This is a genomic window from Pedobacter terrestris, from assembly GCF_052343045.1.
Taxonomy (GTDB): domain Bacteria; phylum Bacteroidota; class Bacteroidia; order Sphingobacteriales; family Sphingobacteriaceae; genus Pedobacter.
In genome coordinates, this window is the sequence record NZ_CP180264.1 from 2,073,677 (window position 1) to 2,088,077 (window position 14,401).

The 14,401-nt window shown below is 37.7% G+C and carries 15 protein-coding genes; 5 read left to right on the forward strand and 10 right to left on the reverse strand.

The features are described from left to right. Positions 1-2 precede the first annotated feature (2 nt). Positions 3-1,427, forward strand: coding sequence for a glycoside hydrolase family 125 protein (locus ACJVDH_RS08955; RefSeq protein WP_443947224.1), 1,425 nt, complete (start codon positions 3-5; stop codon positions 1,425-1,427). Positions 1,428-1,484: 57 nt separating this feature from the next. Here ACJVDH_RS08955 and ACJVDH_RS08960 read toward each other — a convergent pair whose 3' ends face one another. The 3 genes from ACJVDH_RS08960 to ACJVDH_RS08970 form a co-directional block, all read right to left on the reverse strand. Continuing rightward, on the reverse strand, positions 1,485-1,697 hold the full coding sequence (locus ACJVDH_RS08960; protein WP_443947225.1) for a hypothetical protein: 213 nt from the start codon (positions 1,695-1,697) through the stop codon (positions 1,485-1,487). Positions 1,698-1,765: 68 nt separating this feature from the next. After that, positions 1,766-2,143: an SRPBCC domain-containing protein gene (locus ACJVDH_RS08965; protein WP_443947226.1), complete on the reverse strand. Its 378-nt coding sequence runs from the start codon at positions 2,141-2,143 to the stop codon at positions 1,766-1,768. Between the two features lie 124 nt (positions 2,144-2,267). Beyond that, complete coding sequence (locus ACJVDH_RS08970; protein WP_443947227.1) at positions 2,268-3,458, reverse strand: acyl-CoA dehydrogenase family protein; 1,191 nt, start codon at positions 3,456-3,458, stop codon at positions 2,268-2,270. Positions 3,459-3,556: 98 nt separating this feature from the next. Here ACJVDH_RS08970 and folB point away from each other — a divergent pair, with 98 nt between their 5' ends. Then, on the forward strand, positions 3,557-3,928 hold the full coding sequence (folB, locus tag ACJVDH_RS08975) for a dihydroneopterin aldolase (RefSeq protein ID WP_443947228.1): 372 nt from the start codon (positions 3,557-3,559) through the stop codon (positions 3,926-3,928). Beyond that, positions 3,925-5,340, forward strand: a complete 1,416-nt coding sequence (locus ACJVDH_RS08980; RefSeq protein WP_443947229.1) for an FAD-binding oxidoreductase — start codon at positions 3,925-3,927, stop codon at positions 5,338-5,340. The genes folB and ACJVDH_RS08980 overlap by 4 nt, the downstream gene beginning before the upstream one ends. A 163-nt stretch (positions 5,341-5,503) precedes the next feature. Here ACJVDH_RS08980 and ACJVDH_RS08985 read toward each other — a convergent pair whose 3' ends face one another. After that, positions 5,504-5,992: an acyl-CoA thioesterase gene (locus ACJVDH_RS08985; protein WP_443947230.1), complete on the reverse strand. Its 489-nt coding sequence runs from the start codon at positions 5,990-5,992 to the stop codon at positions 5,504-5,506. Positions 5,993-6,060: 68 nt separating this feature from the next. Between ACJVDH_RS08985 and ACJVDH_RS08990 the strand changes: the two genes are divergently transcribed. Further along, positions 6,061-6,495, forward strand: coding sequence for an Hsp20/alpha crystallin family protein (locus ACJVDH_RS08990; protein WP_443947231.1), 435 nt, complete (start codon positions 6,061-6,063; stop codon positions 6,493-6,495). Positions 6,496-6,645: 150 nt separating this feature from the next. Continuing rightward, positions 6,646-7,962: a nicotinamide mononucleotide adenylyltransferase gene (locus ACJVDH_RS08995; RefSeq protein ID WP_443947232.1), complete on the forward strand. Its 1,317-nt coding sequence runs from the start codon at positions 6,646-6,648 to the stop codon at positions 7,960-7,962. Positions 7,963-7,964: 2 nt separating this feature from the next. Here ACJVDH_RS08995 and ACJVDH_RS09000 read toward each other — a convergent pair whose 3' ends face one another. The 6 genes from ACJVDH_RS09000 to ACJVDH_RS09025 all read right to left on the reverse strand — a co-directional run bounded on the left by ACJVDH_RS09000 (position 7,965) and on the right by ACJVDH_RS09025 (position 14,350). Beyond that, the gene (locus ACJVDH_RS09000; protein WP_443947233.1) at positions 7,965-8,666 is read right to left on the reverse strand and encodes a LytR/AlgR family response regulator transcription factor; all 702 of its coding nucleotides are present in this window, start codon (positions 8,664-8,666) and stop codon (positions 7,965-7,967) included. Continuing rightward, positions 8,659-9,705: a sensor histidine kinase gene (locus tag ACJVDH_RS09005; protein ID WP_443947234.1), complete on the reverse strand. Its 1,047-nt coding sequence runs from the start codon at positions 9,703-9,705 to the stop codon at positions 8,659-8,661. The genes ACJVDH_RS09000 and ACJVDH_RS09005 overlap by 8 nt, the downstream gene beginning before the upstream one ends. A gap of 136 nt (positions 9,706-9,841) precedes the next feature. After that, entirely contained in the window at positions 9,842-11,065 is a 1,224-nt protein-coding gene (locus ACJVDH_RS09010; protein WP_443947235.1) for an ABC transporter permease, read from the reverse strand. An 11-nt stretch (positions 11,066-11,076) separates the two neighbouring features. Further along, positions 11,077-11,823 carry an ABC transporter ATP-binding protein gene (locus ACJVDH_RS09015; RefSeq protein WP_443947236.1) on the reverse strand — a complete coding sequence of 249 codons (747 nt, stop codon included), beginning with the start codon at positions 11,821-11,823 and terminating at the stop codon, positions 11,077-11,079. Positions 11,824-11,826: 3 nt separating this feature from the next. Next, the gene (locus tag ACJVDH_RS09020) at positions 11,827-13,017 is read right to left on the reverse strand and encodes an efflux RND transporter periplasmic adaptor subunit (protein ID WP_443947237.1); all 1,191 of its coding nucleotides are present in this window, start codon (positions 13,015-13,017) and stop codon (positions 11,827-11,829) included. 37 nt (positions 13,018-13,054) lie between these two features. Continuing rightward, positions 13,055-14,350, reverse strand: coding sequence for a TolC family protein (locus tag ACJVDH_RS09025; RefSeq protein WP_443947238.1), 1,296 nt, complete (start codon positions 14,348-14,350; stop codon positions 13,055-13,057). Positions 14,351-14,401: the final 51 nt, after the last annotated feature.

Sequence of the window (14,401 nt, forward strand, 5' to 3'; positions counted from 1 at the left end):
CAATGAAAAGACGAACATTTATTCAAAACACTGGCTTACTTGGAGCAGGCGTACTGGCTTCAAAACTATCTTTCGCAACTGATTTGGCACCAGAATTTCCGGTAGTGAGGGTAGCCGCTTCTAAACGCCATTTTAAAAGCAAAGCTGTAGATGCTGCGATTAAAACTTTCCAATCCAAAGTTAAAAACCCGGAGTTGAGTTGGTTATTTGAAAACTGTTTCCCAAATACATTAGATACAACAGTTTATTATTCTGAAAATGCAGGCAAGCCCGATACATATGTGATTACCGGCGATATTGATGCCATGTGGTTACGCGATAGTTCTGCTCAGGTTTGGCCGTATCTGCAATTTGTAAATGAAGACGAAGGACTAAAAAAGTTAATTGCGGGTGTAGTCAACCACCAAACAAAATGTATTTTAAAAGATCCGTATGCCAATGCTTTTTATGGTGATGTAAATAAAGTTGGCGAATGGAAAAGTGATAAAACCGATATGAAACCCGGCGTGCATGAACGCAAATGGGAAATTGATTCGTTATGTTATCCCATTCGACTGGCTTATCATTATTGGAAAAAAACCGGCGATAAAGCACCGTTTGATGCAAATTGGAAAAAAGCAATCGAAACGACTTTAAAAACATTCAAAGAGCAGCAACGCAAAGAAAATAGCGGGCCTTATCATTTCCAGAGAGATACCAATAAACCTACAGATAGTTTACCAATGAATGGTTACGGCTTTCCGGTAAATCCTGTCGGATTGATCTGTTCTGCATTCCGCCCGAGTGATGATGCCACAATTTTTCAGTTTTTGATTCCATCAAACTTTTTCGCAGTAAGCAGTTTGAAACAAGCGGCAGAAATGATAAAAGCTTTACAACCAGACCAGACGCTTGAACAAAATTTATTGAGTCTGGCAGATGAAGTAAATGCCGCAATACAGAAATATGCAATTGTTAACCATCCAAAACATGGTAAAATTTATGCTTTTGAGGTTGATGGTTTTGGCGGTGCGTATTTGATGGATGATTCTAACGTTCCAAGTTTGCTTGGATTGCCTTATTTAGGTGCTGTAGAACTTAGTGATCCAATTTATCAAAACACCAGAAAATTTGCACTATCTACAGATAATCCATTTTTCTTTAAGGGGAAAGCTGCAGAAGGAATCGGCGGTCCGCACGTAGGTCAGGATATGATTTGGCCAATGAGTATTACCATGCGTGCGTTTACATCAACAGATGATGCTGAGATTAAATGGTGCATAGAAACCTTACAGAAAACACATGCCGGAACGGGTTTTATGCATGAATCTTTTCATAAAGATGATCCAAAAAACTTCTCAAGATCTTGGTTTGCCTGGTCTAACACGCTGTTTGGAGAGTTGCTTTGGAAAACCTATCATGAGAAACCAAATTTGCTTAAAGCATAACTCATAGATACAAAAAAAGGTAAAATGACAATTCATTTTACCTTTTTTTATACAGCTTTATTTTTTCTTAGAGGTCGCAAAAACAACAACGCCGGCAACTAAAATAATCCCGCCGGCATATGGCGGCCAATTAACCGATTTTTCTTTATCGGCCGAAATCTGAATGGGCCCTGCGTCTACAATTTTTTCCTTTTTGGTATACGAAAAGCCTGTCCATACGAGCATGGCAATTCCGATAACAATTAAAATAATTCCCAGTGTTCTGTTCATAATCTTATATATTGATTATAATTTAAACATTACTGCAGTTCAATATGTTTTGGAGAGATCGGATTCTCTTATTCATCAAAGAAATCAACTAATCCGCCTAGAAAATATTCTTCAATACCTTCGGTAAAATCTTTGAAATCTGCATCAGGAATATTGGTTTGCTTAAACTCTAATGATGTTCCTTTTTTATCTTCATGAAGTTTAATTGTAACGATTGATGGTTCATTTTCTTCGCCAAAGTACCACTGTTGTACAATTTGTTTGGCATGAACAAATTCTATGTTTTTCCCGGTAATGTCCCCATCCCATAAAGAAAATTCCGTTTCTGGCTTTTCTTCAAATTCAACTTCTGCGCCAGTCCACAATTTTAAACTCAGTTCTTTAGTAAGTGCGAAGTAAACTTCTTCAGGAGAAGCAGGTATATATACATATTTTTTGTAGTCCATATTTTGGGAGTTTCTAATGAATTGCGAAGTTATAGATAAATAGCAAAAGAGAAACAGGATTTTGACAGATTATCGGGTTTAATAAATTGCATAGATGTAAATTGCAATTGTACAATTTCATCTTTTATTTAAAGGCATTTAGTCCGGTTATATCCATTCCGGTAATTAACAAATGGATATCATGTGTACCCTCATAAGTTACAACAGATTCCAGGTTCATCATATGTCTCATAATTGAATAGTCTCCGGTAATTCCCATTCCGCCAAGCATTTGTCTGGCATTTCTGGCAACATCTAAAGCCACTTCAACGTTATTGCGTTTCGCCATTGAAATTTGCTCTGCAGTTGCACGGTTCTCGCTTTTTAATACGCCAAGCCGCCATACCAGCAATTGTCCTTTAGTAATTTCAGTAATCATTTCCGCCAATTTTCTCTGCTGAAGCTGGAAACCGCCAATTGGTTTTCCGAACTGTACCCGTTCTTTTGCATAGCGAAGTGCTGTATCGTAACAATCCATTGCAGCACCAAGTGCGCCCCATGCAATGCCATATCTCGCTTGGTTTAAACATCCTAAAGGACCTTTCAAACCACTTATTTCAGGGAAAATATTTTCTTTAGGGATTTCTACCTGGTCGAAAACCAACTCTCCGGTTGCTGAGGCACGCAAACTCCATTTGTTATGTGTTTCTGGTGTAGAAAAACCTCTCATACCGCGTTCTACAATCATTCCGCGTATTTTTCCACTTTCGTCTTTTGCCCAAACCACTGCAATATCTGCAAATGGCGCATTGCTGATCCACATTTTTGCACCATTTAAAATATAATGACTGCCAGCATCTTTAATATTGGTGACCATGCCACCAGGATTTGATCCGTGATCGGGTTCTGTTAAACCGAAACAACCCATTAATTCGCCTGTGGCAAGTTTAGGCAAATATTTTTTGCGTTGCGCTTCCGTTCCGTAGGCATAAATTGGATACATAACCAAGGAGCCCTGCACTGATGCTGTAGACCTGATGCCCGAATCTCCGCGTTCGATTTCCTGCATCAAAATTCCGTAAGAAATGTAATCCAATCCTGCGCCACCGTATTCTGTAGGAATTGTTGGTCCAAATGCACCAATTTCACCTAAACCTTTTATCAAATGTTTTGGGAAAGTCGCATTTTGTGCATGTTCTTCGATAATCGGACTTACTTCTTGCTTAACCCATTCGCGCGCAGTGGCACGTATCAACTTGTGCTCATCTGTGAAAAGCTCATCCAGGATATAGTAATCCGGAGATTCATAAAGATCTTTTTTAATCATCTTGCTCATTGGTTTCCTCATTTGGTCTTATTTCAAAGGTAATAATTTAGCGTTATGGGTATGAAATCTGACAATAAAATTTAATTTTGCTCCATTACAAAACATACATGGCCAAATTTAAACAGACTGTAGCACTTAAAGAGGTGAAATGTTTCGCTCTGCACGGATTTTATCCTGAAGAACAACTCATTGGAAACCATTTCGTTTTAGATCTGACTACGCGGTTTGATGCAATCGGATTTGATGACGAACTTTCGCAAACCGTTAATTATGAAGATCTGAATACAATTATTTTGGAGGAAATGAAAAACACCCAAAAATTGTTGGAAACGGTACTGCACAATATCATTTCCAAAGTGCTTGCCCTTTATCCTTTTGTAACTGAGGTACATGTAGGTATGAAAAAACTAAATCCACCAATGCCCGGCCAAATCGGCTATTCTTTTGTTGAATTGACTTATTTATCTTCTGAGAAATGAATTTTACCAAAATAACTTCTGATATTTTAGCGGAAATCCGCAATGCTGTAGGAGAAGAGCAGGTTTTTGTAGATGCCGAAAGCCTGGAGAAGTATAGTCACGATGAAACGGAAGATTTGCGTTTTCCGCCAGAAGTTGTGGTCAAACCTAAAACTGTTGAGCAGGTTTCTGCACTTCTTAAAGTGTGTAACCAATTTACAGTTCCGGTTACACCTCGCGGTGGTGGCACAGGTTTAAGCGGTGCAGCTTTGCCAATTTTTGGCGGGGTTTCTTTATCAATGGAAAGGTTTAAAAACATTATCAATATTGATACAGAAAATCTGCAGGCAACTGTAGAACCGGGTGTAATTACCGAAGAATTTATCCATGCTGTAGCCGAAAAAGATTTGTTGTATCCGGTAGATCCGAGTAGTAAAGGATCTTGTTTTATTGGCGGAAATGTAGCGCACGGTTCTGGCGGTCCAAGAGTGGTAAAATATGGAACAATCAGAGAATACATTTTAAATCTAGAAGTGGTTTTGCCCAATGGAGATGTGATCTGGACAGGTGCCAACACGTTGAAATATGCTTCTGGTTATAACCTGACGCAGTTGATGATTGGTTCTGAAGGTACACTTGCTGTGGTTACAAAAATTGTGACCAAATTGCTTCCTAAACCTAAAAATTCTGTATTGATGATGGGGTCTTTCGCTACAAATGAAGATGCATGTTCGGCTGTTTCGGCAATTTTTAGAGCTGGTGTAACGCCTTCGGCTTTAGAATTTATGGAACGAAAAGGAGTGGAGTGGGTAATAAAATTTGATGACATCAAATTTGACCTTAAAGACGAAGTTAAAGCGTTGTTAATGATTGAATTTGATGGTGATGAGATGGACGATATTTTTAAAAACTGCGAAAAAGCAAATGTAGTTTTGGAACAACACAACTGTTCTGAAGTTCTTTTTGCAGACACTGCACAGCAGAAAGAGGAACTTTGGCGTATGCGCAGAACGATGGCAGAATCTGTAAAATCAAATTCCGTTTACAAAGAAGAAGATACGGTTGTACCACGCGCGGCATTGCCTCAATTGGTTAAAGGAATAAAAGATATCGGCGGGAAATATGGTTTTGAAAGCATTTGTTATGGCCATGCAGGCGATGGCAATCTTCATGTAAATATTATTAAAGCAGGTATGAGCGATAAAGACTGGAAAACCAAATTAAAACTAGGCATTGCCGAAATTTTTGAACTGACTACGGTACTAGGCGGAACACTTTCGGGTGAGCACGGAATTGGTTTGGTACAGAAAGAATTTATGCCCATAAAATATTCTGAAATTCATCTCGGCTTGATGCGCGGTATCAAGCAATTATTTGATCCGAACGGTATTTTAAATCCGGGCAAGATAATACCTAATGCCCCGATCATCTAAAACAGTAGTTGTATTTTTAACACCAATATGTAACGCGTTAGAAAGGCGTAAAAAAAAATTGAGCTAGGTTTGCTAACTCTAAGCGTGAGGATCAGTTTTTTTGAAAATTGATTTTGATTGGCAGATGCCTTTCGATCTTGCCTGTCGTTTCCCCTTTATGCAGTTAGAGCACCAGCTGTTCAAAAGAAATCATTTTCTGTTTCTCTGAAGCAGGTATTGCGGTAGGCTTTCCGCTGGCGTAATCTACAGCAATACAAACTGTTTTGCCTTTACTGCAAATAATTTCTGTGCTGCCTTGGATTTTAACGATTTGATAATCAAGATCGAAACTTGTGCTTCCAATTCTGGTTGTTTTGACATGAATGACAATTTTATCGCCCATTAAAATGGGTAAAACATAATCCACTTCTGCATGTGCGATTACGATACCGGTTTTTTTCCAATCCCAATGAATAATTTCTTCCCAATACTTGGTACGTGCAATTTCCAGGTAAGTAAAATACACCGAATTGTTTACATGCCCCATCATATCGAAATCTATAAAACGTAAATGGATATTGGTTTTGTAGTTGAACTTGTCTGATAAACTGCGTATTTCTGTCAATTTGTCTTTTGTTTTTGATTTATTTTGCCAAAATGTCTTAAAAATCATAATTATTTGATTTGGTATATTAGTTGAATGAGGTGAAATATCAAATTAAAAAATAAAAAATAAGAGATATGACACTTGTAAATTTTAACAACAGAACCCGCAACACAGCTCCTTACTTTAACAACGTTTTTGATTCATTGTTTAGTGATGCAATGACTAAAAACAAATTGGTAGAAAAATCGCCGAATGTAAACATCAGCGAAAATGAAGCTGCTTATGTAATTGATATTGCTGCACCTGGTTTGAAAAAAGAAGATTTTCAAATCAACTTAAAAAAAGAAACATTATCTGTCTGGGCAGAGGTTAAAGCAGACGAAAACGTGCAGGCTAAAGATTACACACGTAAAGAGTTTGATTACAGCTCTTTCGCCAGATCATTTAATTTGCCGGAAACAGCCGATGGCGATAAAATTACAGCAGAATATAAAGATGGAATTTTATCTATAAACATAGGTAAAAAAGACGATACTCAAAATCAGCATAAAGAAATTGTTGTAGCGTAAGGCTTCGTTAACGAAGATTTTTTTTCATAATAGTTTAGGTTTTTAAGGTTGATTGCAGATGTGATCAACCTTATTTTTTTAAGTATTTAGATTGATTTTAAGTTGGAATAAGGCTTTTAACAGCGTGTCATTTTTTTGTACTTTTGCGCCATGCAAAGAGAAATACTGGATACCAAGCGCAAAGCCCTAAAAATCAATCTTGATCCTCTAATTTACGGTACTTTTGCCGAAATTGGTGCCGGACAAGAAGTCTCCAGAAATTTCTTCAATGCGGGTGCCGCATCTGGTACAGTCGCAAAAACCATGTCTGCTTACGATATGACCTTTAGTGATGCCATTTATGGCGCAGAATCTAACGGCCGATACGTGAGTCAAAACCGCCTTTTGCAAATGCTAAATCATGAATTTGGCTTGTTAACCGAACGTTTATCAGGCGAAAAATACGATAGCCGTACTTTCTTTGCCTTTGCAGATACTGTAACTACACTTAATTATAAACGTACAAATGAACCTCATGGTTGGGTAGGTTTACGTTTTCAGCATGAATTTGGTGGCCTTCCAAATGAAATTTTTTTCCACGTGCGTTTATTGGATACCGATGTAAATATGCAACAACGTGTATTGGGCATTATTGGTGTAAATCTTGTTTATGCAGCGTTTTTCTATTACAAAGATCCAAAAGTAATGGTAGAATCTTTGGCAGATAATCTGAATATTGGTTCAGTAGAAATTGATTTAATTTCTGTAAAAGGCCCTGCATTCAAAGATGTTAACAATATTCTTTTAAACCTTCACATGATTATGAAGGATTTTTCTGCAGCAGCTATTTTTGATTCTGATGCTCATCCACATCAGGCAAAAGATTTACTTTACAAAAAAGACATTATGATTTTGCGAACCAAATACGGTCAAAAATCATTGCCAAACTTTAACCTTTTCAATAAAGCTACAGATCAGTTTAAGAAAACAAATCATGTAGAAGAAGGCAGTCTTGCCGTGATGATCGAGGTTTTATTAACCAATGTGCTTACCGATGCTCAAGAAACGCCAGATGATATAGATTTGGAAGCGGTTGCACGCCGTACACAAGAAATGTGCGATACCGGAAACATTGTAATCGTTTCTAACTTTACCCGACATAATCGCTTAGCAAAATATCTAGCGCGTTGCAAACCAAAAAGTGTAGGATTGGCAACTAACATCAACAATTTGAAATTCGTATTCAATTCCAATAATTTCAAAGGCGAAAATTATGCGGGGCAGTTGCTGAGTTACGTAAACGACATGTTTAGCACCAATGTGCGTTTGTTTGCTTATCCGTTTTTAGATAAGAAAACCAATCAGGTGGTTACCACTAAAAATATGCCGGTTACGCCAGATGCAAAACCGCTTTTTGATTTTCTTTTGGTGAACGGTTACATTACAGATATTGAAGATTATGAATCGGACGAAGTAAAAACGGTTTAATTTTATTTAATCAGCTTGTCGATCACCTGTTTGTAACTTTCGCTTACAGGCAATTCTTTGACTCCAATAAATAAAGCATTTTTTCGGATTGAGGTTATCCGATCGATATTAACCATGAATGATTTATGGATGCGCTCGAAATTTTTGGGCAATTGCTCTTCCATACTTTTCATACTCATGCGTACAATAGCCGCTTTCGGATTAGAAGATAAATGAATCTGGATGTAATCTTTCAATCCCTCAATGTAGGTAATGTCGTCAAAATTAATCTTCATCAGGCTGTAACCGACATTAACGAACATATATTCCTGCTTTGCAGAGTTTTCTTTTTTATCGGCGGCAGCCTTCAATTCAAAAAGATCTTTAGCTTTATTACAGGCTTTCATAAAACGATCAAGTGATGTAGGTTTCATTAAATAATCAACCACATCAAGTGCAAAACCATCCAATGCATATTGTTTATATGCAGTTACAATAATAACCATTGGCTTTTTTACCAAACTTTGGATAAACTGCAAACCGGTAATTCCGGGCATTTGGATGTCAATAAAAATCAAATCGATTTCCTGTTCCTGTAAAACCTTATTGGCCATAAAGGCATCATCGCAGGCATCTACCAAGTTTAAAAACGGAATCCTGCTGATGTTGTCTTCCAGCAATTGCAGGGCTAATGGTTCATCATCAATGGCTAAACATTTAATCATGTTGTAAGTTTAAGGTTAAATTTACAATAAACCAGCCATCTTTCTTTTCAATTTCCAGTTTATGATTTCTGTCGTAAAGTAATTTTAGTCTGCGACTTACATTTGCCAGTCCGATGCCAGATGATGCGTCTTTAACTTCGTTCACATCCGGATTGTATTTGTTTTTAACGCTAAAAATAAGGCGTTCATTTTCTGTTTTCAGATACGATATAATTTTGGGTTCGTCAATTCTTCCCACGCCATGTTTAAATGCATTTTCAATAAAAGGAATCAATAGCATGGGTTCTATTTCATCGTAATCAGATTCTGTATCGAAAATGGTTTCTATTGCTACTTTTTTACCAAAACGTTGTTTCTGGAGATCAACGTAAGCTTTCAGGTATTCTGTCTCTGTTTTGATAGATACTTTTTCTTCGTCGGTTTCATAAAGCATATACTGCATTAGGCCAGAAAGTTTCATTACGGTTGGTTCCAGTTCATTGCTTTTTAACCGAACTAAAGCCACTATATTATTGAGAATATTGAAAATAAAATGCGGACTAATCTGCGACCTTAAGAATGAAAGCTCAGTTTTCATTGTTTCCTGATCGCGCTGAAGTGTAATTTTTTCTTCTTGTATTTTATCCGCAATCATCGTAAATGCGGTGCTGGCTGCAATTGTGAGTAAAAACGTTGGAATATTGAACCAAATTGAACGTAAAAAATTAAATTCCAGATTGTGAAGTAAACTGGTAAACAGCAGGGAATGGACCGCCATTGCAATACATAGACACAACAAAATCGAGAATGCGTAAAGAAAATATTTTTTTTTGTAGAAAAATGCCGGAATGAAAAGAATACTATTCAGGTAAAATATAGTAATCCAGTAGAAGTAACTTATAAAATTTAACCTTAAAAACTGACTCTCCTCATCATTTGTCAACGGACGGGGCGGCCTTGTTTTATTCAGGTTAATAATATAAGGCAGCATAATAAGCACCGCCCATACAATAATGTGAATACTTATTTTAACCCACTTTTTAGAGAAATTTATCGACATTATCTTTTGCTTAGACGATTTCATAACTAATGTAAGAATATACTTATTATTTAATGGATGTTGCAAAAAATCTGGTAAAATTTGAGTAGCGTGCCGGGGGGGTAGCCGCTCAATTGTTTGCCTCCGACATCTTGTTCTACTCGTATCTTAATGCATCAATCGGATCTAAACTTGAAGCTTTCTTAGCAGGATAGTAGCCGAAGAAAACTCCTGTAACTGCACAAACAATAAAGGAAATTACAATGGAAGATTCGGAAATTAACACTGGCCAGTTTAAGAAGAATGAGATTAGATACGCAGAACTTACACCCAATAATACGCCAATTATACCACCGGTGATACTGATCAAAATTGCCTCTATTAAAAATTGCATTAAAACGTCTTGTCCGCGGGCACCGATTGACATGCGCAAACCAATTTCGCGCGTCCGCTCTGTAACAGAAACATACATAATATTCATAATCCCGATGCCACCAATAAACAAAGAAATTCCGGCAATAGCGGTTAACAGAACTGTCAACATGCTGCTTGTAGAACTGATTGTACTAATGAGCTCGGCTTGGGTGCGCACCTGGAAATCATTTTCGTCTACATCAGTTAAGCGATGATTTTCCCGAACAGCTTTTGTGATTTCATCTGTTGCTGCATCGCTTTGTCCTTCTGATGTTGCAGATGCATAAATGCTTTGCAAATAATCTGTTGCCGTAATTCTTTTTTGAACTGTTGTATAGGGCGCTAGAATAATATCATCCTGATCCTGGCCAAAATTACTTTGGCCTTTTGCTTCTAAAACGCCGATTACCTGAAAGGGGATTTTATTGAAACGGATAACTTGTCCAATGGGGTTGCTGCCGTCAGGAAAAAGATTATCGATTACAGTTTGCCCCAGTATACAGACTTTAGCAAAGCTTTTTACATCCGTATCTGAAAACAGAATACCATCTTTAAGTTTTAACTGTCTAATATCCAGGTAATCTGTGCTTACGCCAGTAATTGTTGTTGGCCAGTTGTAGGCACCCTTTATCGCTTGTCCGCTTGTAGAAACTACCGGAGAAATCCCGTTTATATTTTCTGACTGCAGTTTTTCGATTGCCATAACATCTGCCAGTTTTAAAGATTGAATACTGCTTCCTTGTAGCCTTACGCCGCCAGGCTCATTACTTTGAGGCATAATGGTAATGGTATTAGAACCCATTCCAGATAGAGAAGAACGAATACTCTGTTTAGAACCTTCGCCAATTGCCATCATCGCAATTACAGCTGCAACACCAATGATAATGCCGAGCATAGTTAGGAAAGCACGTAATTTATTGCGTTTTAACGCTCTGAAGGCTATTTTAAATAAATTGATTATGCTCATGTTTTATAATTTTAATAGTCATCAGATTCTGGCAAATTTGCCAATGCTTCTTTAGCAGAACGCTGGTTTTGGTTAAGGCTGTCTTTCTGGATTTTACCATCGCGAAGCATAATTGTTCTTGTACTAAAAGAGGCGATATCTGGCTCGTGCGTTACAAAAACAATTGTTTTGCCTTCGGCATTTAGTTCTTGCATCAAAGCCATAATTTCATAAGATGTACGCGTATCGAGATTTCCTGTAGCTTCATCAGCCAAAATCATAACCGGTTGGTTTACTAAAGCACGGGCAATGGCTACACGTTGTTGTTGCCCGCCAGAAAGCTGACTTGGCGTATGATCAAAACGCTCTGAAAGTTTTACAGATTCTAATGCTTTAATGGCACGTTGTTTACGCTCATCTGCAGAAACACTTTTATTGTAAAAAAGCGGAAGCTCTACATTTTCCAATGCAGATGTTCTGGGGAGCAAGTTATACGCCTGAAAAACAAAACCGATTTTCGTATTTCTTAAACCGGCCAAATCGTCTTTATCTAGCTTCTTTACATCAACACCGTCTAAAAGATAAGTGCCATCACTCGGTTGATCCAAACAACCCAGAATGTTTAATAATGTTGTTTTTCCAGAACCGCTACTTCCCATAATGGTTACAAATTCGCCTGCTTTAATATCAAAAGTAATTCCTTTTAAAGCACGTACAGTTTGGTCGCCCATCACAAATTCACGCTTCAGGTCTCGTATGTCTAAGATTTTCTTTTCCATAATTTACTTCTTGTTTCCGCCAGGGCGTTTAGGCATAAACGGACTCGATTGACCTTGACTTGCTGCATCTGCTTTACCCATTGTTTGCGATCCGGTAATCACTGCATCATTTGCTGTCAAACCGCTTAACACCTGTATATGCGTATTGTCGTTCAGTCCAATGGTAATTTTTGTCTGCACCAGTTCATTGGCGCTTTTCTGTACCCAAACGTAAGCCTCGGTTGCGGCTGCAGGTTTCTTCTCCGGGTTTATCCAAGTCATTTTGTACTTGGCTGCCAACGCAGAGTCTGGCGTATATTTTATTGCTTTCGCCGGTATTAATAAAGCATTATTTACCTCTTGTGTATAGATGGTTATGTTTGCGGTCATTCCAGGTTTTAACTTATTCTCGTTGTTTGATGTATTGATAATTGTAGTGTATGTAACAACATTGGAAGAAATAGTTGGATTTAAGCGGATTTCCTGAATGGTTCCATTAAACGTATCGTTTAAAAAAGCATCAACAGTGAATGTCGCGCGCTCGCCTTTGGTAATATTGCCTACATCGGCCTCATCTACAGATGCCTCAACCTGCATTTTAGTTAAATCTTTCGCAATACTGAAAATTGTTGGTGTACTAAAGCTCGCTGCAACTGTTGTGCCTTCACTTACACTTCTGGATAAAACTGTTCCATCAATTGGTGAGTAAATACTGGCAAGAGAAAGATTTTTTTCTGCAGATTGTAATTGTGCCTTAATACTGTTTACCGATGCTTTTGCAGCATTATAAGTATAAAGCGCATTGTCGTAATCGGCTTTGCTGATGGCACCAACTTTATACAAATTGCTTTGTCGGCCAAAATTACCTTCCTGATACACCAGCTGACTCTGTGCACTAGCCAAATTGCCTTTGTATTGATTTACCGAAGCTTCAAAAAGTACTTTATCCAGCTCTGCCAGTAATTGTCCTTTCTTTACTTTAGAGTTAAAATCTGCATACAGTTTTGAAATGGTACCAGAAACCTGAGTACCTACGGCTACGGTATCAACTGGTTGTACTTTTCCGGTAGCCGTCACATTTTCAGAGATATAACCTGTAGTCGGTTTTTCGGTTTGCAGTACTATAACCTGTTCTTTTTTGCGCAGCATAAAATACCAGATCCCGAAGGCTACAATGGCAATGCCGAGGATAATGAATATGGTTTTCTTCTTCATGATTTTATTTTTAAAAGCGTTTAAGACCGTTCTCGATTTAATTTGTTATTGGAACACCAGTGTAAAAATTGTAGATTTTTGTATATAAACTTGCGGTGTATTTTGCTTGTACAAAAGCCTGCAAAGCCTGCACATATAAATTCTTTTGTTGCAGGTTTTCTACTATATTATTGGTGCCTTGCTTTAGTTCTTCATTAGAAATTCGCAAAGCTTCAGATGTGTAATTAAATTGTTCTTGTGCCGCATCATATTGCGTATTCGCATTCTGAACATTAATATAAGCGCGTTCTACATTTTGCGTTAGAGTTGTTTTCGCATCTAAAAGGGAGAGTTTTGCCTGTTGTATGCTAATATTTGCTTTGGCAACATTAGTTTTGGTTACTTTTCTGTCGAAAATTGGAATGGACAACGTTAAGCCAACGGCTTGGTTAAAACTGTTATTTAATTGAAACCCGTAGCCACCAACGCTGTTGTTGTTGTAGCCGCTGTATAAAGAACCGCCTAAACTAAGCGTTGGTCTTAAAGTAGATTTCGCTTTTTGCAATTCTATACCTTGCTGCTGAATAGAAAGCTCGGCACTTTTAATTTCTGGTCTTGTGCGCAAAGCTTTATCTTGTGCAGACACAACATTATCCAGCGTTACAACTTTAGAAACAGAATCTTGCGTGCTTACTTGGAAAGGAGCAGAGGTAGGCAATTGCAGCAATTGTTTTAAAGTTAAGATGTTTTGCTGTAATGTGTTTTGAGCGCTTACCAGTGTATATTTATCACTTGCATATGTAGCTTGAAGCTGAAGCAAATCCATTTTCGCAATTGTACCAAATTTGAATCTTTGCGCTGCCTGCCCAACCTGTGCACTGCTGGTGTTAAGTAAATCTTCAAGATATTTGATGTTTTCTCGCGCCAGCAATACATTTAAGTAAGCCTCTGTAATTGATAAGGTTACATCGTTTTTAGCGGCTTCTACAGAAAGGTTTGCAGTTTGCAGACTTAAATTCTTTGATTTAATATCATTTTTCAGATAACTGCCGTTGTATAACGTAATGTCTGAGTTTATGCCATAACCACTGGTGGTTTCTGCACCCGATTTGTAATTGGTGAGTGCCTGAGAAATGCTTCCGGTTAAATTGGGTAAAACAGCACTTTTAGAAGCAATTAAATCCTGTTCTGCTGTTTTAGACGTTAACCTAAGCGTATTGATGCTGATGTTTTTTTCTTTGGCATAATCGATACAGGTTTTCAAATCCCATACCGCCGGGAGATCTTGCCCCCAACCGATAAAGGAAGGAAGCAACAGTGCCGAGGTAATGATATATTTAAGATATCTGCGCATAGCGAATAATTTTTTATGTCGATTGAAACGATTAACACAAAAATATATCCG